Origin of the sequence: Streptomyces europaeiscabiei (assembly GCF_001550375.1) — a bacterium.
GTDB classification, from domain to species: domain Bacteria; phylum Actinomycetota; class Actinomycetes; order Streptomycetales; family Streptomycetaceae; genus Streptomyces; species Streptomyces europaeiscabiei.
In genome coordinates this window covers 1-20,719 of sequence record NZ_LRTR01000508.1, presented here as the reverse complement: position 1 = coordinate 20,719, position 20,719 = coordinate 1, and the positions used below count along the sequence as shown (strand labels likewise).

Sequence of the window (20,719 nt, the reverse complement as noted above, 5' to 3'; positions counted from 1 at the left end):
GTGACGCGGCTGACACGGACGATGCCATGTGATCGACTTCCGCACCAGGGTGAGCCGCAGATGGAAGCCGACGTGAACATGTGCCGCCACCATGGGTGAACGGAAGTTGAACGACTCACACGAACGAGCAGGGCAGTGGCAGGGTGAGCGGCATGGACGGTCGTGACCTGGTGCGTTCGGTGAAGGCGATCGGTTCGGCGGGGGTGGCTCAGGGGCTGCGCACCGTACGGGCCGCATGGCGCAGAAGGCGTGCCGACGCCGCCGGGTTGCCGGCGCGGGGCGCCGAGCGGGCTCGGGTGCCCGGGCCGGTGGTGGAGGTGGAACCGGGCCCCGGCGGCGGGATCGTCCGGTTCGGCCGGTCAGCGCTGCTGATCACCGTCGACGTGAACGGGGCGGTCTTCTGGGGCTGGGACGGGGCCGGTCCGGAGCCCTCGTACGCGCTCGCGGGCCGGTGCCCCGAGCCGGATCCGCGGGCCGTTCTGGAGCCGGACAAGGACGGTGGCTGGCGGGTCGTGGCGGAGCGGGTGACGGTCGTGGTGTCGCGGCACGGCGCCATCGAGGTGTGTACGCCCGGTGGAGTGACCCTGCGGCGTGATCTGCCGCCCCGGTGGTGGGAGCCGGTCGGCGGGGGCGAGGCGCGGTGGGTGCAGCGCTCCGAGGTGGCGGCCGACGCTCGGTTCTTCGGATTGGGTGGCCGGGCGGCCGGGCCCCGGCTACGTGGCGGAACGTATCGGCTGTGGAACACGGACCCCGGTCACGCGTTCGCGCCGGGCGACGATCCGCTGTACCTCACGATGCCGGTGCAGATGGTGGTGGCCGACGCGGCCACGCATCTGGTGTTCCACGACACCACGTGGGACGGCACGGTGACGCTGCGCGAGGGCGAGGAGGGCGCCGGGTCGGGGCACGACCGGGCCGGGACGTCGGAGCTGCGGATGGGCGGGGGGCCGCTGCGCTGTTGGGTGGTCGTGGGCACCCCCGCGCGCGTGCTGCATGCCTGGGCCGCCCTCACGGGGGCTCCGGCGCTGCCGCCCGCGTGGGCGTTGGGGCATCATCACGCGCGGTGGGGCTTCGGGAGTGAGCAGGAGGTGCGGCGGATCGTCGCGGGCTACCGGGAGCACGCTCTGCCGCTGGACGCGATCCACCTGGACATCGACCATTACGACGCCCGTCAGGTGTTCACGGTGGACGAGGAGAACTTCCCGAAATTGCCGGATCTCGCCGACGAGTTGCGGCGCGACGGGATCCGGCTGGTGTCGATCGTCGACGCGGCGGTCAAGGCGCGGCCGGGCAACGCGGTGTACGACAGCGGGACGGCCGAGGACGCGTTCGTGCGGGATGCCTCCGGGCAGGTCGCCGAGGGGCTCGTGTGGCCCGGTGAGTCGGTCTTTCCGGACTTCACGCGTGCGCGTACGCGCACGTGGTGGGGCGGTCTCTACGAGGAGCGTCTGGCGCAGGGCTTCGCCGGGTTCTGGCACGACATGAACGAGCCGACGTCGTTCACGGCGTTCGGCGAGAACACGCTGCCCCGTTCGGTCCGGCACGATCTGGAGGGCCGGGGCGGCGATCATCGCGAGGCGCACAACGTGTACGCGCTGTGCATGGCCCGCGCCGCGTACGAGGGGCTGCGCCAGCTGGTGCCCCAGGAGCGGCCGTTCGTCTTCTCGCGTTCCGGTTGGGCCGGGATTCAGCGTTACGGAGGGACGTGGTCCGGGGACGTGGCGACGGGCTGGCCCGGGTTGCGGGCGTCGCTCTCGCTGGTGCTGGGGCTGGGTCTGTGCGGGGTGCCGTACTCGGGTCCGGACGTGGGCGGGTTCGACGGGAGTCCGTCACCGGAGCTGTACCTGCGGTGGTTCCAGCTCGGCGCGTATCTGCCGCTGTTCCGCACGCACGCGAGTCTGCGGGCGGGGCGCCGGGAGCCGTGGGAGTTCGGGGAGGAGACCGTCGGGCACGCGCGCGTGGCGCTCGTCGAGCGACGGCGGTTGCTGCCGTACTTCATGACGCTGGCCCATCTGGCGCGTCGTACGGGGGCGCCCTATGTGCGCCCGCTGTGGTGGGGTGCGCCCGAGGACCGGTCGCTGCGCGACTGCGAGGACGCGTTCCTGCTGGGTGACTGTCTGCTGGTGGCGCCGGTGCTGGACGCGGGTGCGGACCGGCGTACGGTGCAGCTGCCGCGGGGGCGCTGGTACGACACCGTGACCGGACAGGCGTACGAAGGGCCGGGGCAGGCGCTCCTGGACGCTCCTCTGTCGAGGATCCCGGTGCTCGCGCGCGCGGGTGCCGTGCTGCCGGTCCGGGGCGCCGACGGTGGCCTGGAGCTGGAGGCGTGGGCACCCGCGCGCGGGCGGACGGGGGGCGGGCTCGTGGTGCCGGACGCGGGCGACGGCTGGGACGAGCCTGAGGTCGAGCGGTACACGGCCCGCTGGGTGGGGCCGCGTGTGGTCGTGGAACGGGACGGGGACGAGGGTCCGGCCGAGCCTTCGTATCCCGTGCGGGTACGCGGGCTCGACCGGGAGTGAGCCGGGTTTCGGCTCGGACGTGGCTTCGCTCAGATGTAGCGGACGTGGGTTCGACTCAGATGTAGCGGCCATCGAAGAAGGCCTGGACGGCCAGGGTGTGCAGGGGGAAGGCGAGTTCGGTGGGTCGGCGCAGCAGGTGCCAGCCCTCCGTCTCGTCCGTGGCGACGGGCGGTGGCAGGGTCGCGGCCGGGCGCTCCGGGAGGAGCCCGAACAGCAGCAGATGACCGTCGGGTGAACTCATGGCGTCGGCGAGGCGCACTTCGCGGTCGGCCACGCAGATGCCCGTCTCCTCCTTGAGTTCACGGGCGACGGCGTGCCGCCAGTCCTCCCGGTGGTCGATGAAGCCGCCGGGCAGGGCGGTGCCCCCGCGCGCGGGAGCGATGGTCCGTGTGATCACGACGAGGGCTGTGCCCTTGGTGTCGTACACGGGCTGGAGGGCCACCGCTACGGGGAGCGGATTGCGGTAGGCCACGGTGCGGCAGGCCTCGCAAGTGCGGGGCCAGCCGGACACGCCCTCTCCGTAGGGCGCTCCGCATCTCGAACAATGCGAGTCCGGTGCGGAGTTGGCGGGTGGGTGTTGATTCGCGGACACGCGGCGGACTGTATCCGATCATCAGCTCGTCGTCTTACCGGGGCGGGTCAATGCGCCACGCCGCGGAGCCTGTGGGTACAAGGAGAGGGCCGGCCGGAACCACCCCCGTGGGCCCCGGCCGACCCTCCGGATACTGCGACGCGGGCGGGGCCCCGTTGGTTCTCCCGTGGCCTGCCCAATTCGAGACGGCCGTGGGAGAATTCTGACGGTCCATCAGATCTGCTCGCCGGGGAGGGACTTTGTCGCGAAGTCGCACACCTGTGGTCGTCGGCTGGTTCACCGGGGAGGGCGAGGGGTTCCGGCTGCTCGGCACACGCTGTGCGGCGTGCGCCTCGGTGTTCTTCCCCCGTGAGGACGTCTGTTGCCGCAACCCGGGCTGTCCGGGCGGTGACCTGCACGAGGTCCCGCTGTCGCGCCGGGGCCGTGTGTGGTCGTACACCGACGGCCGGTACCGGCCTCCGTCACCCTACGTGTCCGATCCGGAACTTCCGTGGGAACCCTACGCGTTGATCGCTGTGGAACTGGCCGAAGAACGCATCGTGGTGCTGGGGCAGGCGGTTCCCGGGGTGACCGTCGCCGATCTGGCGGTGGGCATGGAGGTGGAGGTCGTCCCCGGCGTGCTGAACGAGGACGCGGAGACGACCTGGACGACGTGGCACTGGAGGCCGACGGGGGCGAGGGCATGACGGCCGAGGTGGCGGTGCTGGGCGCGGGCATGCACCCGTGGGGCAAGTGGGGACGGAGTTTCGTCGAGTACGGGACGGTGGCTGCGCGTGCGGCGCTGACCGACGCGGGGATCGACTGGCGGGACGTCGGCTCGATCGTCGGAGCGGACACGGTGCGTGGCGGCTATCCGGGCTATGTGGCGGGGGCGACCTTCGCGAAGGCGCTGGGCTGGCAGGGGGCCCGGGTCACGAGCGTGTACGCGGCCTGCGCGTCCGGGGCTCAGGCGGTCGGCACCGCGCGGGCCCAGATCCTCGCGGGCCTCGCGGACGTGGTGCTCGTCGTCGGCGCGGACTCGGCTCCGAAGGGATTCTTCCGGCCGGCCGGCGGGGACCGGGCGGACGATCCGGACTGGCTGCGGTTCCGGGTCCTCGGTGCCACCAATCCGACGTACTTCGGGCTGTACGCGCGGCGACGGATGGCGGTGCACGGGGACACACCGGAGGACTTCGCGCGGGTCAAGGTGAAGAACTCCGCGGCGGGGGCTCTCAATCCGTACGCGCGCTACCGCAAGCGGGTCACCGCCGAGGAGGTCGCGGCCTCCGCCGTCGTCGCCGATCCGCTGCGGCTGCTGGACATCTGCGCGACCTCGGACGGGGGTGCGGCACTGGTGCTGTCGAGCATGGAGTTCGCGCGGCGGCACGGCGTGGCCGAACCCGTGCGGATAAGGGCGGTGTCCACGGTGTCGCCCCGCTATCCCCAGACGGTGCTGGATCTGCCCGATATCGCCACGGACTCGGCGGTCGCGGTGGCGCCGCCGGAGGAGGCGTTCCGGGCGTCGATCGCGCGGGCGGCCTACGAGGAGGCGGGCGTCGGGCCCGGGGATCTCTCGTTCGCCGAGGTCTACGACCTGTCCACGGCACTGGAGTTGCAGTGGTACGAGGACCTGGGGCTGTGCGGCGAGGGCGAGGCCGCGAAGCTGCTGAGGGACGGTGTGACGGCGCTGGGCGGACGCATACCGGTGAACGCGAGCGGGGGGCTGGCCTCTTTCGGAGAGGCGGTTCCGGCGCAGGCGATCGCCCAGGTGTGCGAGCTGGTGTGGCAGCTGCGGGGTGAGGCGACCGACCGGCAGGTCGAGGGGGCGCGGGTGGGCATCAGCGCCAACCAGGGGCTGTTCGGGCACGGGTCGGCGGTGGTCGCTGTTCGGTGATCGGCGCTCGGCGCTCGGCGCTCGGCGCTCGGCGCTCCTCGGGCACGGAGGCCGGTGACGTCGTTGCGGAGGCGGGCCGGGCCGCGGCTCGCCGACCTGGGCGGCCACGCAATCGCCGGCTGCCGCAGCCGTACGAGGGCAGGACGATCGCCCCGGGAGGTGACCCTCGACGTCGTGTCGCCGTCGTACACACCTGTGCCGCGGCCGGCCCTGCCGGAGGCGGTCGCCGTGCTCCGGGGCGAGGGCTGCGAGATCCGCGCGGACGGGGTCGGGGGCGGTGAGGTACTCCTGCGGTTGCCCGTGGACCTCGGCACCGACCCGGTCGGGCTGGACGCGTCACCGCTGGGCGAGCGGCGGCCGTGCCGATTCGGTTCCTCCTTGCCCGCCCGTCCGGGCGAGGGGCCGCTGTCGCGCCGTGCCTCGCCCCGCCCGGTTCGGTGTCCGGTCGGCCCGGGTTCGGGCCCGCGCGGGTGGGTGCGCCCCGTGGCCGCCCCCAACCGTTGCCGTCCGTGTTCTTGACGCCCTCCGGGTGCCGGTGAACACTTCCGGTGTCGGTCGGCATCGCCGCATTCGGGCCTCTTTGCGCACCGCGCCGCTCGGGCTCCCGCCCGTGCAACGGGCCATCCCCCGTGGGCGATTCGGCTGCGACGGCACGCTCGTCACGGACGCCGGGCGGGGCGCGGGATCTCCCTGCCTTCGGCTGAAGTAGCCATGGGAACGCACCCTGCACGGAAGGTCCGGGGTCGATCACTCCGGGCCGGGCCAAGGAGCCGCCATGAGCAACGGAGACATATTCGTCGGTGAGGTCATCGGTACGGCGATCCTGATTCTCTTCGGCGCCGGTGTGTGCGCCGCCGTCACTCTCAGATTCTCGAAGGCGAGGGCGTCCGGCTGGATCGTCATCGCGTTCGGCTGGGGCTTCGCCGTGCTGGCGGGCGCCTACACCGCCGCGCCCCTGTCGGGCGGGCACCTCAACCCGGCGGTGACGCTGGGGATCGCGGTCGACACCGGGACCTGGGACAAGGTCTGGGTGTATCTGCTCGGCCAGATGGTCGGCGCGATGCTCGGCGCGGTCCTCGCGTACCTCGTCTATCTCGCGCAGTTCCAGGCGAACGTCCGCAAGGAGGGCACCGCGGAGGGCACGGCCGACGAGCCGACGCCGACCCTGGGGATCTTCTCCACCATCCCGGAGATCCGGAACCCGGCCGCCAACCTGATCACGGAGGTCATCGCGACGATCGCCCTGGTCCTGCCGATCCTCGCCCTCGGACGGAACACGGGCATCGGCATCGGCCAGATCCCCGGCGAGGAGGCCGGAATCTATGGCTCCGGCATCTCGGTCCTGCTGGTGTCCTTCCTGGTCGTCGGCATCGGTCTCTCCCTCGGCGGGCCCACCGGCTACGCGATCAACCCGGCCCGTGACCTCGGCCCGCGCATCGTGCACACCTTCCTGCCGATCCCGAACAAGGGCACCTCGGACTGGGGTTACGCCTGGATCCCGGTCGTCGGCCCCCTGGTCGGCGGCGCCCTCGCGGGCCTCATCTACAACGCGGCCTTCTGACGCGACCGACGTAAGACGTGAATCGACGTAAGACGTAAGGGGATGCCATGCCGGACAACGCCCAGAAGTACGTCGCCGCCATCGACCAGGGCACCACTTCGAGCCGCTGCATCATCTTCGACCACGGCGGCGCCATCGTCGCCGTCGACCAGCGTGAGCACCGCCAGATCTTCCCCAAGCCGGGGTGGGTGGAGCACGACGCCACCGAGATCTGGTCGAAGGTGCAGGCGGTGGTGGCCGGGGCGATCGCCAAGGCGGGCCTGCGCGCGGAGCAGATCAGCGCGCTCGGCATCACCAACCAGCGCGAGACGACGGTCCTGTGGGACCGCACGACCGGCAAGCCCGTGCACAACGCGATCGTCTGGCAGGACACGCGTACCTCGGCGCTCTGCAACGAACTCGGCGCCACGGACGGACAGGATCGTTTCCGTGAGCAGACCGGTCTCCCGCTGGCCAGCTACTTCTCGGGGCCGAAGGCCACCTGGCTGCTGGACAACGTCCCCGGCCTCAGGGTCCGTGCCGAGCGCGGCGAGATCGCGTTCGGCACGATCGACTCCTGGCTGATCTGGAACCTGACCGGCGGTACGGACGGCGGCCGGCACGTCACCGACGTCACCAACGCCGGGCGCACCATGCTGATGAACCTGGAGACCCTGCAGTGGGACGCCTCGATCCTCTCCGCGATGAACGTCCCGGAGGCGGTCCTGCCGGAGATCAGGTCCTCCGCCGAGGTGTACGGCACCGCCGTGGGCCCGCTCGCCGGCGTACCCGTCGCGTCGGCGCTCGGCGACCAGCAGGCGGCGGTGTTCGGGCAGGCCTGCTACGACGTGGGCACGGCGAAGAACACGTACGGCACCGGCAGCTTCCTGCTCCTCAACACCGGGAACCGGCCTGTGCCGTCGAAGAACGGGCTGCTCACGACCATGGGGTACAAGATCGGCGGCGAGGCGCCGGTGTACTGCCTGGAGGGGTCGATCGCGATCACGGGGGCCCTGGTGCAGTGGTTCCGCGACCAGCTCGGCATCATCCGTACCGCCGACGAGATCGAGCCCCTGGCGGCCAGCGTCGACGACAACGGCGGAGCATACATCGTGCCCGCGTTCTCGGGTCTGTTCGCCCCCTACTGGCGCTCGGACGCACGCGGGGTCATCACCGGGTTGACGCGGTACGTCACGAAGGCACATCTCGCGCGCGCGGTGCTGGAGGCGACGAGCTGGCAGACGCGTGAGGTCGTCGACGCCATGTTCCAGGACTCCGGGGTGCGCATCACGACCCTCAAGGTCGACGGCGGCATGACCAGGAACAACCTGCTGATGCAGCACCAGGCGGACGTCCTGGACGTGCCGGTGATCCGGCCGCGGGTCTCGGAGACGACCTGCCTGGGTGCCGCGTACGCGGCCGGGCTCGCGACCGGGGTGTGGAACGACCTCGACGAGCTGAAGTCGCACTGGCGCAAAGACGTCGAGTGGACGCCGTCCATGGAGGCGTCCGTCCGTGACCGTGAGTTCCACAACTGGCGCAAGGCGGTGGAGAAGAGCCTCGGCTGGCACGAGGACGAAGTGCGCTGAGGACGACGACGTGAACTGAGATCGAGCACGCGCGCGTGTTCGTCCGCGCGGAACGCGGAACATGTCCACGCGCGCGTGTCATGAAGCCACGGCCCGTACCCCTGTCGGCGGGGGTACGGGCCGTGCTTCAGGTGGTGGCGGGCTGGCGGTGCTCCGTCGCGTGCGCCATCGCGTGCCGGACCACGGAGACCAGGACGTCCTTGACCGAGTCCCGTCGACGGGCGTCGCACAGCACGATCGGCACCTCGGGATCGAGATCGAGGGCCTGACGGACCGTCTCGGCGGGGTACCGTGCGGCCTCGTCGAAGCAGTTGACACCGATCACGAAGGGTATGGAGCGCCGCTCGAAGTAGTCGACTGCGGCAAAGCAGTCCTCCAGACGACGCGTGTCCACCAGCACCACCGCGCCCAGGGCACCGGAGGCCAGTTCGTCCCAGAGGAACCAGAAGCGGTCCTGGCCGGGGGTCCCGAACAGGTACAGGACCAGGTCCTCGCGGAGGGTGATGCGCCCGAAGTCCATGGCGACGGTGGTGGTCGTCTTGCTCTCCACACCGCTGATGTCGTCGACCGGGCGGCCGGCCTCGGTGAGCACCTCCTCGGTGCGCAGCGGCTTGATCTCGCTGACCGCGGCGACGCAGGTGGTCTTGCCCACGCCGAAACCGCCGGCCACGAGGATCTTGAGCGTGACGGGCTCGACCGGAGGTGTGCCGCGCTCAGTGCGCCCGAGGATCATCGGTCTTTCTCCTGCTGGATGGTTGGCTGTCACGTATCCACTCCGTTTCCACGCTGCTCAGAGCGCCCGGAGGCCGTTGATCACGTCGCGCAGAATGCTCTCGTCCACCAGCTCGGCCGGTGGAACGGGGCGGGTCACGTGGACGAGTTCCTCGTCCACGAGGTCTCCGACGAGTACGCGGACGACTCCGACGGGGAGGTCCAGCTCGGCGGCCAGTTCGGCCACCGACTGAGGGGTGTCACGGCAGAGCTCGACGATACGGACGTGTTCAGGGGAGAGGGAGTGGTCCTCCTCCGGGTCGTCGACGTGCGGTTCCGTGACGACCACGGCGATCAGGTCGAGGCGGTGCTGGATCGCGTGGTTGGTCCGGCCGCGTGTCATCGCGTACGGACGCACCACTGGTCCGGCCTCGTCATCGAACCAGTGGCTTCTTCCCTGACCGTCTCGGCTCATGCCATCCCACTACCCGCCCTGGGGCACATCGGTGCGCGGGGCCGAGCCCAGGTGCACGCCGACCCGCTTGACCAGAAGAGTCATCTCGTAGGCGACCTGCCCGATGTCGGCGTCGGCGTCGGCGAGGACCGCGAGACAACTGCCGTCACCGGCGGCCGTGACGAAGAGGAAGGCCTCGTCGAGTTCGACGACGGTCTGCCGGACGCTGCCCGCATCGAAGTGCCGGCCGACGCCCTTGGCGAGGCTGTGGAAGCCGGAGGAGACGGCGGCCAGGTGCTCGCTGTCCTCTCGGGTGAGGTCCTCGGAGACGCCCGTGGGCAGTCCGTCGCTGGAGAGCACCAGCGCCTTGCGGATGTTGGCGACGCGCTGGACCAGGTCGTCCAGGAGCCAGTTCAGCTCCCCGGACGTGCCGGACGCGGTGTGCACTTCGGCCTTCGGTGCGGTCATCGACCGTCCCCCTTAGTCGTTCCTCTTGGTGCTGAGACGTCCTGGGCGTCGTCGCCCTCGGAGTTCTCCTCGCGGCCTTGGCGCCAGCCCCGTTGAAGCGAGGCCATACGGTTGCGTACCTCGTCGGCATCGCGTTCGGACGGATCCGAGCGCCGCTCCGGACGGGACCTCTCGCGTTCGGTGCGCCGGTCGGGGCCGGCCTTCAACTGCGGTGCCAGGTTGGCCTGTCGGACGCGACGGGGCAGCGGGCCCGGAGCTGATTCTGCCTGGTCGTCCGCCGTGTCCGCACGCGGGGTCGGCCCGCCCACACCGTACTGCGAGGTCGTCGGGACCGCGCCGCCCGCAGCGGCCGTACGGCGGCGCTGGGGCAGGGTGGGGCCCTCGTACCCGGCCGGAGGGAGGGCACCGGCGCGGTGTGTCCCGGGGAGGACAGCGGGTCCCGGGCGGTCGGTTCCGGGGTGGGCCGGCGGTTCGGTACGGTCGCCGCGCAGGGCGGTGAACGGCCGTGTGTCGGCGCTCCCCTCGGGGCCCGCCGTACGGCCCTGCTCGGGCTCGTCCTCCGCGTGCCTCGCCCTGGATCCGGTCACGGCACGGCCGTGCGAGCTGACGAGGTGCGGGGTCCGGCGCTGCGGCAGCGGTACGGGGCCGAGCGTCGGGTCGGGGTCGGTGAGGGGCGCCTGCTGCCCATCGCGGTCGCGTGCCGGCTGCTGCTGTTCGTCGGCGATGCCCGTGAGGGAACGGCGGGGCACGAACAGTCCGCCCCGCCCGGCGTTCTCGTCGCCGAGGGCGCCCGGGAAGCCGCCCGGGGGCTCCAGGTCGACCGGTGCCTCCAGCTCGACCGGGCCGTCCAGGATGGCGGCGGAGAGCCCCGGAAGCCGGACCGGTACCTGGGAGAGCGCCGCGTTGCGCTCCTCCTCCAGCTCGGCCTCCCGGGTGGGGAGGGCGCGGTCGAGGCGGAAGCCGATGCCGTTGGTGTCGGGGACGTCGTCGGTGAGCAGGGCGTCGGGGATGAACAGGACGGCCGTGGTGCCGCCGTACGGGGAGGGCTGGAGGGAGACGCGGACCTTCTGCCGCTGGGCGAGCCGGCTGACCACGAAGAGACCGAGCCGGTCGGTGTCGGAGAGTTCGAAGTCGGGGGTCTCGGCGAGCTTGAGGTTGGCGTCGAGCAGAGCCTCGGCCGACATGCCGAGGCCTCGGTCGTGGATCTCCAGGGTGAAGCCGTTGGCGACGCGCTCGCCGAGTACCTGCACGGCGGTGTGCGGGGGCGAGAACACCGTGGCGTTCTCCAGGAGTTCGGCCACGAGATGGGTGAGGTCGGCGACGGCGGGGCCGGTCACGGCGACCCTGGGCAGTCGGCGGACCTCGATCCGCTCGTAGTCCTCGACCTCGGCGACGGCCGCACGGACGACGTCCATGAGCTGGATGGGCTTGCGCCACTGCCGGGACGGGGCGGCACCGGAGAGGATGACCAGGCCCTCGGCGTGGCGGCGCATACGGGTCGTCAGGTGGTCCAGGCGGAACAGGTCGGCGAGTTCGTCGGTGTCCTCGGTCCGGCGTTCCATGGTGTCGAGGAGGGTGAGCTGCTTGTGCAGCAGGACCTGGCTGCGGCGGGCGAGGTTGACGAATACCTCGGAGATGCCGCTGCGGAGTTCGGACTGCTTGACGGCGGCCTCGACGGCTGCCCGCTGCAGGGTGTTGAGGGCCTGGCTGACCTCTCCGATCTCGTTCCTGTCGTACTCCAGGAGCGGGACCTCGGTCTCCACGTCGACCTGTTCGCCCGCGGCGAGCCGGCGCATCACGCTGGGCAGCCGCACCCCGGCGGTGTCGTGGGCCTCCTGGCGGAGCCGGCGCAGGTCGCGGATGAGGACCCGGCCGATGCGGACGGACATGAAGAGCGAGACGAGCAGGGCGAAGAGGCCGAGGACACCCGCGACGGCGGCCCTGAGGATGACGTTGGTGGCCAGCGGGCGGACGCGGTCCTGGTAACGGTCGCCCGCCTCGACGCTGAGGTCGCGGAGGTCCGCGAGCACGGGCTCGACCGCGGTGTCCCAGCTCTTCGCGGTGACACCGCGGGGCTTGCCCGGGTCGGAGGCGATGACGGCCTGTTCGACCGAGCGCAGGGGCGCGGTGCTCGCGTTCTTCCAGTAGCCGCCGATGCGGGCGCGCTCGGAGGAGGGCAGCTGCGCCAGGCTGATGTCGTACAGCAGGGTGCGCTGGGCGACAAGGTCGGAGAAGTCCCGGATCTCGTCCTTCGTGATCCGGCCCGTGACGAGCACGGAGCTGATGAGGGCGTCCTCACGGGAGAGGAGCTCACGGGCGCGGCCGACGTTGACCAGGGCGCGTCCCTGCTTGTCCATCTCCACGCTGTCGAGGGCGGGGAGGTTGGACAACAGCGCGAAGCACGGATCCACGAGGTTGTTGTAGTGGCCGAGGGCGTCGGGGACGGTGACGGTGCCGCTCTCGACGGTCGTGCGCAGGGACGGCAGGCCGTCGAGGGCGTCCAGGATCGTCGTGAGCCGCAGTGCGGTGGCCTCGCCCATCTCGTCCCGCAGCTCGGAGTTCTGGGCGTGCTTTCGGAACCCCTCCACGGCGGCGTCCGTGGCGGACCGGCTGCGGTCGAGCGCGTCGAGCGCACCGGAGGCCCGAGGGTCGGCGAGGTAGACGAGGGTTTGGCGGCGTTCCTGTTGGAGAACACGGATGGTGTCCTCGATGGGGAAGCCGACTTCCTCGACGATGTCCGCCACCCTGAAGAGATCGCTCGCCTCACGGCCCGTCAGCACCGTGGCGAACGTCCAGACACCGGTCAGTGCCACCAGGGGCACGAGCAACAGCGCCACGATCTTCCGGCGGATCGATTTCCCGCGAAAGCGCATGGCCTCCCCCAGCTCGACCCCCGCCAGGCCCGGGGGCACACATGTGCGTCAACAAACGGCGTGAGCCTACTACCGACTCACACGTATCTCGAAGGGCCGGTCGGGCGCACTGCGCACCCGAGGCGAACCAGACATGGGGAGTTGTCCGTCCATTGGGGGAGATTGCCTCCCCCTGTCGGGTACTTGAACCCATGGCATCCCGTCGGGGAAGTTGGCCGGTTGGCCGGATTTTTTCGTTCCGTGGGAATCTTCGGCGCACGTCGATCGTCTTTCTGTACGGGAATTGGGGGCGGAATGGGCCACAGGCCCCGCATGCCGCTCCCAGGCGGCGTAAACCAGAGGAAGTCGGGCACCAGTGGGGGGCCGGGTCCTGGGATCCGGATCTGTTGGTCCACCGGCGGTGGGGAGTGACGAGTTGATGGGCACGGCGGAGCGGCGCGCAGCGCCCGGGGACGGAGCGGCGACGCCCGAGGTGGCGGCGCGAAGCGCTCGGGAACCGGAGCGCGGCCTCCTGACGGGGAAGAGCGTCGCGGTGGAAGTACGGGGGATCTCCGCCCGTGGTGACGAAGAGCGGGTGCATTACCGGCCGTTGTGGATCGAGGAACCGGCGCGCAAGCGGCGGCTGCCCGACCCGGTGCGGACGGCGGCGGTGCGAGCGGTCCTCATCATCGCGGTGACACTGATGCAGGCGATGGTGGCGATCCTGTGCACCCTGGCGGGTTCCTGGCTGGCGTTCCCCATGGTGCTGAGCAGCGTGGCGAGCACGATCGCGGCGACCTGGGGCGTCCTGGACGTCTGGGTGACCCGCCAGGTGTGGAGCCAGCGCAACGGCGTGATCTCGGCCCCGAGCAGCACGGCGCGCTCGCTGCGCCGTGAGCGACGGCGGACCCGCCGCGAGGCACGGGCCACGGAGCGCGCGCAGGAGCGGATACGCCGACGGGGTGGCGCCGGGCAGCTGTCGCACCCGTAGGACACCGGGGGTGGGACCCGTGCGACGCATGGGCCCCACCCTCCGGACGGGCCGTCGGCTCGCCACGGGTTGCGGCCCGTCGGCCGCGCGGGGCGATTCGCGTCCGCACCGGGACGGTGACGGGGTCGGCCAAGGGCCCTTCGGGGCGCGATCGAGCAACCTCGTACCGGCCCACCTGTGTCTCGACCGTGTCTCGCGCGCGCGTGATCTCCCCTTTCGAAACCTGTGAACGTACGCATTTCGGCCATGTCGTCGCGGGGGGTGCCCGAAGGGTGGTGTGCATGGTGTCACCGGCGCCACCCCGGGACCGTTCGGACGTGGTTGCCGGAGCAGGTGAGGGCGGTTCTCTCGGATGTCCAGTTTTCCGACCAGACGTGTCGACCGTCACATTCGGCCTCCTTTTTGGCATAGAACGCGGTCTTCCGGTTAGGCGCCCAGCCGTGAGGGCGCCTGCCGTACGGCGCTGACCAGGAGGAACGAGAGACATGCCCGAACTTTTCATCGGCGGAGCATGGCGGTCCGCGCTCGACGGGCGCACACGTGAGATCCGCTGTCCCGCCGACGGCAGCCTGGTCGCGGTCGTGGACGAGGCCGGCGGCAAGGACACCGTGGAGGCGATCACGGCCGCACGCCGCGCCTTCGACGAGGGCCCCTGGCCCACCACCTCGCCCGCAGACCGCGGTGACCTGCTGCTTCGTGTGGCCGACCTCCTCGTACGCGACAAGGACGCGCTGGCCCGCGCCGAGTCCCTCGACACCGGCAAGAGGCTGGTGGAGAGCGAGTACGACATCGACGACATCGCGAACTGCTTCCGCTACTTCGGACGGGCGGCCAGCGCCGAGACGGGCCGGGTCGTCGACACCGGCCAGCCGGGCGTCGACAGCCGGGTCGTGTACGAGCCGGTCGGGGTGTGCGCGCTGATCACCCCATGGAACTACCCCCTCCTCCAGACGGCCTGGAAGGTGGCCCCGGCGCTCGCGGCCGGCAACACCTTCGTGCTCAAGCCGAGCGAACTGACCCCGCACACCGCGATCCATCTGATGCGCCTCCTGGAGGAGGCCGGGGTGCCCGCGGGCGTGGCCAACCTGGTCCTCGGCGCGGGCCCCGAGGCGGGCGCCCCGCTCTCCGACCACCCGGACGTGGACCTGGTCTCCTTCACCGGCGGTCTGCAGACCGGGCGCCGGCTCATGGCCAACGCCGCCGCGAGCGTGAAGAAGGTCGCCCTGGAGCTCGGCGGCAAGAACCCGAACATCGTCTTCGCCGACGCCGATTTCGACACGGCCGTCGACATGGCGCTGACCGCGGTCTTCCTGCACTCGGGGCAGGTGTGCTCGGCGGGCGCCCGCCTGCTCGTGGAGGACTCGCTGCACGACCGGTTCGTCGACGAGGTCGTCCGCCGGGCGCGGGAGATCCGGCTCGGCGGCCCCTTCGACGAGCGGGCGCAGACCGGCCCACTGATCTCGGCGGCACATCGCTCGAAGGTCGAGGAGTACGTCGCCCAGGGCATCGCCGAGGGCGCCGTGCTGCGCTGCGGTGGAGAGCGGCCGAGCGGCGACGCGTACGACGAGGGTTTCTACTACCTGCCGACGGTCCTGGACGAGTGCACGAGCACGATGTCCGTGGTCCAGGACGAGTCGTTCGGGCCGGTGCTGACGGTGGAACGGTTCGGGACCGAGGACGAGGCGGTACGGCTGGCCAACGACACGATCTACGGTCTGGCCGGTGCCGTATGGACGACGGACGAGGCCAGGGCCCAGCGGGTCGCGGCCCGGCTGCGGATCGGCACGGTGTGGATCAACGACTACCACCCGTATGTGCCGCAGGCCGAATGGGGCGGTGTCAAGCAGTCCGGCTTCGGCCGCGAACTCGGGCCCGCGGGGCTCGCCGAGTATCGCGAGGCGAAGCACATCTGGCGCAACACGGACCCTTCACCGCAAGGTTGGTTCGCCTAGCTCTTCCCTCCCCACGCGCCACCCTCCCGCACCGTCATCGGTGCCCCTCCCCCTCCCTCACCCCTCCTGCACCGTTCTCGGCACCCGCAAGAGCCGCTCCCCCCTCCTCCCCAAGGCCCACCAGGAGTCCGCTCATGACGACCATCGAGCAACCCACCGGACCGAAGAGCCCATCCGACGACACCGAACTGACCGAGTTCGGCTACAAGCCCGAGCTCAAGCGCACCCTCGGGAACTTCCACACCTTCGCCGCCGGGATCAGCTACATCTCGATCCTGACCGGCACCTTCCAGCTGTTCTACTTCGGCTTCGCCAGCGGCGGCCCCGCCTACTGGTGGTCGTGGCCGATGGTGTTCGTCGGCCAGTTCATGGTCGCCCTCTGTTTCGCCGAGCTGGCGGCCCGCTACCCGGTCGCGGGCTCGGTCTACAACTGGTCGAAGAAGATAGGCAACCCGCACCTGGGCTGGCTCGCCGGCTGGATGATGCTGACCGCTTCCATCGTGTCGATCGCGGCGGTCGCGCTGGCCTACCAGCTGACGCTGCCCCAGATCTCCGACGTGTTCCAGTTCGTCGGGGACGGCACCGGTAAGTACGACGTGGCAACCAACGCGGTCATCCTGGCCGCGGTGTTGATCCTGTTCACCACCGTGGTGAACGCCTTCGGCGTCAAGCTGATGGCCCGGATCAACACGGCGGGCGTGTTCATCGAGCTGATCGCCACCGTCGTACTGATCGTGCTGTTCGCCGTGCACATCACCCGTGGCCCGCAGGTGGTCCTGGAGACCAACGGCACCGGAGACGCCTACGGCAACGGCTACCTGGGCGCGTTCCTCGTGGCCTCACTGGCGTCGGCGTACGTCATGTACGGCTTCGACACGGCCGCCTCCCTCGGCGAGGAGTCGCTGGACCCGACCCGCAACGCGCCGCGCGCCATCATCCGGGCGATCGTCGCCTCGTTCCTCCTCGGCGGTCTGATCCTGCTGCTGGCGCTGATGAGCGTGTCCAGCCTGAAGGGCGAGCAGCTGTCCACGGACGGTCTGCAGTACGTCGTGCTCAACGTGCTCGGCCCGACGGCCGGCAAGGCGATGCTGTGGTGCGTTCTGATCGCGGTCACCGTCTGCGCCCTGGCCGTCCACACCGCCGCTGTCCGGCTGGCGTTCGCGATGGCCCGGGACAACAACCTGCCCGCCTCCTCGAAGCTGGCCAAGTGCCACCCGAAGTTCCAGACGCCGGTGCTGCCGACCGTGATCATCGGGGTGCTCGCGCTGGCGATCCTCGTGGTCAACATCCGTCAGCCGCAGATCTTCACCGTGGTGACCAGTATCGGCATCATCATGATCTACCTGGCCTACCTGGGCGTCACCGTGCCGATGCTGGTGGCGCGGCTGCGCGGCAAGTGGCAGCCCGCCGGTGACGGCCGGTTCTCGCTGGGCCGCTGGGGCGTCCCCGTCAACATCCTCGCCGTGCTGTGGGGCGGGGGCATGACCCTCAACCTGATCTGGCCGCGGGCCGCGGTCTACAACGCGGCCGCCCCCTTCCACTGGTACCTGCAGTGGGGCGCGGTGCTGTTCGTCGGGATCATCGCCGGCGGCGGCTTCGCCTACTACTGGTTCATCCAGCGGCACAAGACGGGCGTGCTCGCCGAGCACCGCGTGGTCGTGGAGGCCGCGACCACACCGCCACCGGCGCCGCCCGCCGCCCCCGTCGCCTCCCCGGCGGCCGACTGAGGGGCGATCCCCCCACGGTCCGACACAGCACAGCAGCACGGCAACGCAGGAGGTCAACTCCCCATGAAGGAAGACGAATTCGACTACGTCGTGGTCGGCGGCGGAACCGCGGGAAACGTGGTCGCGGCCCGGCTCTCCGAGGATCCGTCGGTCACCGTGTGCGTCTTGGAGGCGGGACCCAGTGACGTCGGCGACGACAACGTCCTGAAACTCGAACGCTGGATGGGCCTGCTGGACTCCGGCTACGACTGGGACTACCCGGTCGAGCCGCAGGCCAGCGGCAACAGCTTCATGCGGCACGCGAGAGCGAAGGTCCTCGGCGGCTGTTCGTCCCACAACTCCTGCGTCGCCTTCTGGGCACCGGCGGAAGACCTCGACGACTGGGCCGCCGCAGGCTGTACGGGCTGGTCCGCGGCCGACCTCTTCCCGCTCTACCGGCGCCTGGAGACCAACGACGCGCCCGGCGACCACCACGGCCGCAGCGGCCCCGTGAAGCTGCGCACCATCAAGAGCGAGGACCCGTGCGGCAACGCCCTGCTGGAGGCCTGCGTCCAGGCGGGTATCCCGACGACGCCCTTCAACACGGGCACGACGGTGGTACGGGGCGCCAACTGGTTCCAGATCAACTCCGACGAGAACAACATCCGGCAGTCCTCCTCGGTGGCGTACCTCCATCCGGTCATGGGCAGGCGCCCGAACCTGGAGGTACGCACCGGGGTCCACGCCAAGAAGCTGGTGCTGGAGGGGCGGCGCTGCGTCGGCGCCGACTATCTGGACCCGGACCTCATCCACACCCGCACGGTGCGCGCCCGGCGTGAGGTCATCGTCTCCTGCGGCTCCATCGACACCCCGAAGATCCTGATGCTCTCGGGCATCGGCCCCGCCGAACAGCTGCGCGAGGTCGGCGTGGACGTGGTCGTGGACTCGGCGGGCGTCGGCGAGAACCTCCAGGACCACCCCGAGGGCGTCATCATGTGGGAGGCCGCACAGCCGATGCCCACCGAGTCCAACCAGTGGTGGGAGGCGGGCATCTTCTACGACACCGAGCCGGGCCTGGACCGGCCGGACCTGATGTTCCACTACGGGTCCGTGCCGTTCGACATGAACACGGCCCGGCACGGCTACCCCACCTCCGAGAACGCGTTCTGCCTGACGCCGAACGTGACGCGGGCGAAGTCCCGGGGCACCGTGCGGCTGCGCACGCGGGACTACCGGGACAAGCCGAAGGTCGACCCGCGCTACTTCACGCACGAGCACGATGTGCGGGTGATGACGTACGGCCTTCGTCTCGCCCGGCAGATCGCGGCGCAGCCGGCGCTGAGCGGCTGGGCCGGGGCCGAGCTGGCGCCCGGTCCGGACGTCCGGACCGACGACGAACTGCTCGACTACATCCACAAGACCCACAACACCGTCTACCACCCGGCCTGCACCGTGAAGATGGGCGCGGACGACGACGCCTCGGCCCCGCTCGACGCGCGGCTGCGGGTGAAGGGGGTCGAGGGGCTGCGGGTGGCGGACGGGTCGGTGATGCCGGATCTGGTGACCGTGAATCCGTGCATCACGACGATGATGATCGGCGAGAAGTGTGCGGACCTGTTGAAGGCCGACGCCTGAGGGCGGGTGCCTTGGGGCGTGGGGTGGCCGCGGATCCGTTCGGGCCGGTCGCGCGGTTCCCCCGCGCCCTCAGGGGGCGGCTGTGGTGGGCCTCTTGTACATGCGTGTCGCGGTGATCTCCGTGTGTGCCGTCTCCCCCGCCCGGGGCTGCTGGGGCAGTCCCGGGCGGAGGTGTTCCTCCACACTGATGTACTTCAGACCCGCTCGTAGGTCGGCGTCGTTGCGCAGGCGGATGACCAGCGGGAACTCCGCCAGGGCTGTCGTGTCGAACAAGCCCGTGGTGTAGAGGAGCTGGACGCCCAGCGCGTCCGAGACCGCCCGCTGGAGCTCCAGCAGGTACGTCGCGTTGGCGCGGCCGATGGGGTTGTCCAGGAACAGCGTGCCGGCGTGGCGGTGTTTGTCCCGGCCCCGGTCGTTGCTGCGGAGCGCGGCCATCGTGCAGTAGAGGGCGATGGCGGCGGTGAGCAGCTGGCCGCCCGAGAAGACGTCGCCCATCTGTCCGACGGGGACGCGCTCGGCCCTCAGCACGGCGTCCGGCTTGAGGATCTCCACGGCGATGCCCCTGGGCTGGAGCGCGGCACCGACGCCCCGGAGCAGCAGGGACATGCCGTCGCGGCGCATGTCGGAGTTCTTCTTCACGGCTGCGCGGGTCGCCTCGTCGACGACCTCGCCCAACCGCTCGGTGAGGGTGGCCTGATCGGGCTCCTCGAAACGGATACGCAGGAACTCCTGGCCGGACCACTCGCCCAGGCCCTCGGGGAGCCTGGACAGCCGCTGGGCGGAGCGGAGCGTCGCGAGGGCCGATTCCACCAGGCCCCGCAGCCGGTCGACGATCGAGTCCCGGTTGCGTTCCAGCTGGGCCAGTTCGTCCGTGAGGACCCGAAGCCGGGGTGCGAACGCGTCGGCCCACTTCTGGGCGTGCTCGGGGAGCGTGGAGGCGGGCAGCTCGCGGATCTGCTGACGGGCGGGCGTGCGGACCTGCTCGTAGCGCGTGGAGTTGGCGTGACGTACGAGGACGTCGCTCGCCTCGCGTACGGCGGCCTCGGCTGCGGAGAGGTCGGCGGCGCAGCCGCGCAGGGAGCGACGGGCCTCGGTGGCGGCGTTGCGGGCCTCTTCGGGGCCGCCGGGGTAGGGCTCGGGCTCCTCCTGGTCGTCGTCCGTGGAGTGGTCACGGAGGAGGTCGCGGAGCATGGCGGCGGTCTCGTCGAAGCCGCCGGCCGCGTCCTCGGCGGCGCGGTGGGACGTCAGCATCTCGGCGTGGGCCTCGCGGGCCCGGGTCAGCGCCTCGGCGCGGGAGGCGAGTTCCGCGGTGGCGGTGCGCAGCAGGGCCTGGGCGTGGTCGGCGTCGCGCGGGAGCAGCTCCTCGGGCAGCTCGGTGTGCGCGGTGCCGTCCTCGGGCGCGTGCCGCTCGGCCTCGCCACGCAGCCGCCCGAGCTGCTCGCTCGACGTGGACACACGGGTTTCGAGGAGCTGGACGAGCTCCTCCGCGCGGGCGGCGGCGGCCTGCCGGGAGGGCCCGTCGGAGCCGTCGGGTGACTGCAGGAGCTGCTCGGCGCGGTTGCGGACCTTGTTGGTCAACCGGCCGAGGTCGGCGATGGCGGAGCTCTCGTCGCTCTCGGCCCGCGCCTGCTCGGCGCGCAGATCGGCGCCGACGCCGACCTTCTCGTACACCTGGGAGGCGGCACGGTAGGCCTCGCGGAGGGCCGCGAGGGGGTGCTTCTGCGCATCGGAGTCCGTCTCCGGTACGTCGTCGGGGGCGCCTGCGATCTCCGCGCGCTCGGCGCGCAGCGCACGTGCGGTGCGGCGGGCGTCGTCGGCGCCGCGCTGGGTGGCGCGG

General features: G+C 71.0%; 14 protein-coding genes and 1 pseudogene. 9 read left to right on the top strand and 6 right to left on the bottom strand.

Annotated features, from left to right (window positions below; translation table 11 throughout):
- Positions 1 to 152 precede the first annotated feature (152 nt).
- Positions 153 to 2,519, top strand: a complete 2,367-nt coding sequence (locus AWZ10_RS24720; RefSeq protein WP_060892061.1) for a glycoside hydrolase family 31 protein — start codon at positions 153 to 155, stop codon at positions 2,517 to 2,519.
- Positions 2,520 to 2,574: 55 nt separating this feature from the next.
- Here the strand turns inward: AWZ10_RS24720 and AWZ10_RS24715 are convergent, their stop codons facing one another.
- Positions 2,575 to 3,111 carry an NUDIX domain-containing protein gene (locus AWZ10_RS24715; protein ID WP_046706885.1) on the bottom strand — a complete coding sequence of 179 codons (537 nt, stop codon included), beginning with the start codon at positions 3,109 to 3,111 and terminating at the stop codon, positions 2,575 to 2,577.
- Positions 3,112 to 3,371: 260 nt separating this feature from the next.
- Between AWZ10_RS24715 and AWZ10_RS24710 the strand changes: the two genes are divergently transcribed.
- The 4 genes from AWZ10_RS24710 (at position 3,372) to glpK (ending at position 8,113) form a co-directional block, all read left to right on the top strand.
- The gene (locus AWZ10_RS24710) at positions 3,372 to 3,797 is read left to right on the top strand and encodes a Zn-ribbon domain-containing OB-fold protein (RefSeq protein WP_060892060.1); all 426 of its coding nucleotides are present in this window, start codon (positions 3,372 to 3,374) and stop codon (positions 3,795 to 3,797) included.
- Positions 3,794 to 4,984, top strand: a complete 1,191-nt coding sequence (locus AWZ10_RS24705; RefSeq protein ID WP_046706891.1) for a lipid-transfer protein — start codon at positions 3,794 to 3,796, stop codon at positions 4,982 to 4,984. Before AWZ10_RS24710 ends, AWZ10_RS24705 begins: the two co-directional genes overlap by 4 nt.
- A 775-nt stretch (positions 4,985 to 5,759) precedes the next feature.
- Positions 5,760 to 6,545 (top strand): MIP/aquaporin family protein, encoded by a 786-nt coding sequence (locus AWZ10_RS24700; RefSeq protein ID WP_046706883.1) that lies wholly within the window; start codon positions 5,760 to 5,762, stop codon positions 6,543 to 6,545.
- 47 nt (positions 6,546 to 6,592) lie between these two features.
- Positions 6,593 to 8,113 carry a glycerol kinase GlpK gene (gene glpK / locus AWZ10_RS24695; protein WP_046706882.1) on the top strand — a complete coding sequence of 507 codons (1,521 nt, stop codon included), beginning with the start codon at positions 6,593 to 6,595 and terminating at the stop codon, positions 8,111 to 8,113.
- A gap of 127 nt (positions 8,114 to 8,240) precedes the next feature.
- Here glpK and AWZ10_RS24690 read toward each other — a convergent pair whose 3' ends face one another.
- The 4 genes from AWZ10_RS24690 to AWZ10_RS24675 are packed head-to-tail and all read right to left on the bottom strand — an operon-like array spanning position 8,241 to position 12,619.
- On the bottom strand, positions 8,241 to 8,846 hold the full coding sequence (locus tag AWZ10_RS24690) for a GTP-binding protein (protein ID WP_046706881.1): 606 nt from the start codon (positions 8,844 to 8,846) through the stop codon (positions 8,241 to 8,243).
- Positions 8,847 to 8,903: 57 nt separating this feature from the next.
- Entirely contained in the window at positions 8,904 to 9,299 is a 396-nt protein-coding gene (locus tag AWZ10_RS24685) for a DUF742 domain-containing protein (RefSeq protein ID WP_046706880.1), read from the bottom strand.
- Positions 9,300 to 9,308: 9 nt separating this feature from the next.
- Positions 9,309 to 9,746 (bottom strand): roadblock/LC7 domain-containing protein, encoded by a 438-nt coding sequence (locus AWZ10_RS24680; RefSeq protein ID WP_037701234.1) that lies wholly within the window; start codon positions 9,744 to 9,746, stop codon positions 9,309 to 9,311.
- The gene (locus AWZ10_RS24675) at positions 9,743 to 12,619 is read right to left on the bottom strand and encodes a nitrate- and nitrite sensing domain-containing protein (protein WP_060892059.1); all 2,877 of its coding nucleotides are present in this window, start codon (positions 12,617 to 12,619) and stop codon (positions 9,743 to 9,745) included. The genes AWZ10_RS24680 and AWZ10_RS24675 overlap by 4 nt, the downstream gene beginning before the upstream one ends.
- Positions 12,620 to 13,037: 418 nt before the next feature.
- Here AWZ10_RS24675 and AWZ10_RS24670 point away from each other — a divergent pair, with 418 nt between their 5' ends.
- From AWZ10_RS24670 to AWZ10_RS24655, 4 genes are all read left to right on the top strand, one after another.
- On the top strand, positions 13,038 to 13,589 hold the full coding sequence (locus tag AWZ10_RS24670) for a hypothetical protein (RefSeq protein WP_046706878.1): 552 nt from the start codon (positions 13,038 to 13,040) through the stop codon (positions 13,587 to 13,589).
- 485 nt (positions 13,590 to 14,074) lie between these two features.
- Positions 14,075 to 15,541, top strand: coding sequence for an aldehyde dehydrogenase family protein (locus AWZ10_RS24665; protein ID WP_060892058.1), 1,467 nt, complete (start codon positions 14,075 to 14,077; stop codon positions 15,539 to 15,541).
- 134 nt (positions 15,542 to 15,675) lie between these two features.
- Positions 15,676 to 17,268, top strand: a complete 1,593-nt coding sequence (locus AWZ10_RS24660) for an APC family permease (protein WP_060892057.1) — start codon at positions 15,676 to 15,678, stop codon at positions 17,266 to 17,268.
- Between the two features lie 63 nt (positions 17,269 to 17,331).
- On the top strand, positions 17,332 to 18,882 hold the full coding sequence (locus AWZ10_RS24655) for a GMC family oxidoreductase (protein WP_060892056.1): 1,551 nt from the start codon (positions 17,332 to 17,334) through the stop codon (positions 18,880 to 18,882).
- A gap of 69 nt (positions 18,883 to 18,951) precedes the next feature.
- Here the strand turns inward: AWZ10_RS24655 and AWZ10_RS24650 are convergent.
- Positions 18,952 to 20,719 (bottom strand): annotated as a pseudogene (locus AWZ10_RS24650) (hypothetical protein); the annotation flags it as partial.

What these genes read in the sequence shown, in the direction of transcription:
- AWZ10_RS24720 (WP_060892061.1), top strand. Translation starts at nt 153, where the DNA reads ATGGACGGTCGTGACCTGGTGCGTTCGGTGAAGGCGATCGGTTCGGCG.
- AWZ10_RS24705 (WP_046706891.1), top strand. Translation starts at nt 3,794, where the DNA reads ATGACGGCCGAGGTGGCGGTGCTGGGCGCGGGCATGCACCCGTGGGGC.
- AWZ10_RS24700 (WP_046706883.1), top strand. Translation starts at nt 5,760, where the DNA reads ATGAGCAACGGAGACATATTCGTCGGTGAGGTCATCGGTACGGCGATC.
- glpK (WP_046706882.1), top strand. Translation starts at nt 6,593, where the DNA reads ATGCCGGACAACGCCCAGAAGTACGTCGCCGCCATCGACCAGGGCACC.
- AWZ10_RS24690 (WP_046706881.1), bottom strand. Translation starts at nt 8,846, where the DNA reads ATGATCCTCGGGCGCACTGAGCGCGGCACACCTCCGGTCGAGCCCGTC.
- AWZ10_RS24685 (WP_046706880.1), bottom strand. Translation starts at nt 9,299, where the DNA reads ATGAGCCGAGACGGTCAGGGAAGAAGCCACTGGTTCGATGACGAGGCC.
- AWZ10_RS24680 (WP_037701234.1), bottom strand. Translation starts at nt 9,746, where the DNA reads ATGACCGCACCGAAGGCCGAAGTGCACACCGCGTCCGGCACGTCCGGG.
- AWZ10_RS24675 (WP_060892059.1), bottom strand. Translation starts at nt 12,619, where the DNA reads ATGCGCTTTCGCGGGAAATCGATCCGCCGGAAGATCGTGGCGCTGTTG.
- AWZ10_RS24670 (WP_046706878.1), top strand. Translation starts at nt 13,038, where the DNA reads ATGGGCACGGCGGAGCGGCGCGCAGCGCCCGGGGACGGAGCGGCGACG.
- AWZ10_RS24665 (WP_060892058.1), top strand. Translation starts at nt 14,075, where the DNA reads ATGCCCGAACTTTTCATCGGCGGAGCATGGCGGTCCGCGCTCGACGGG.
- AWZ10_RS24660 (WP_060892057.1), top strand. Translation starts at nt 15,676, where the DNA reads ATGACGACCATCGAGCAACCCACCGGACCGAAGAGCCCATCCGACGAC.
- AWZ10_RS24655 (WP_060892056.1), top strand. Translation starts at nt 17,332, where the DNA reads ATGAAGGAAGACGAATTCGACTACGTCGTGGTCGGCGGCGGAACCGCG.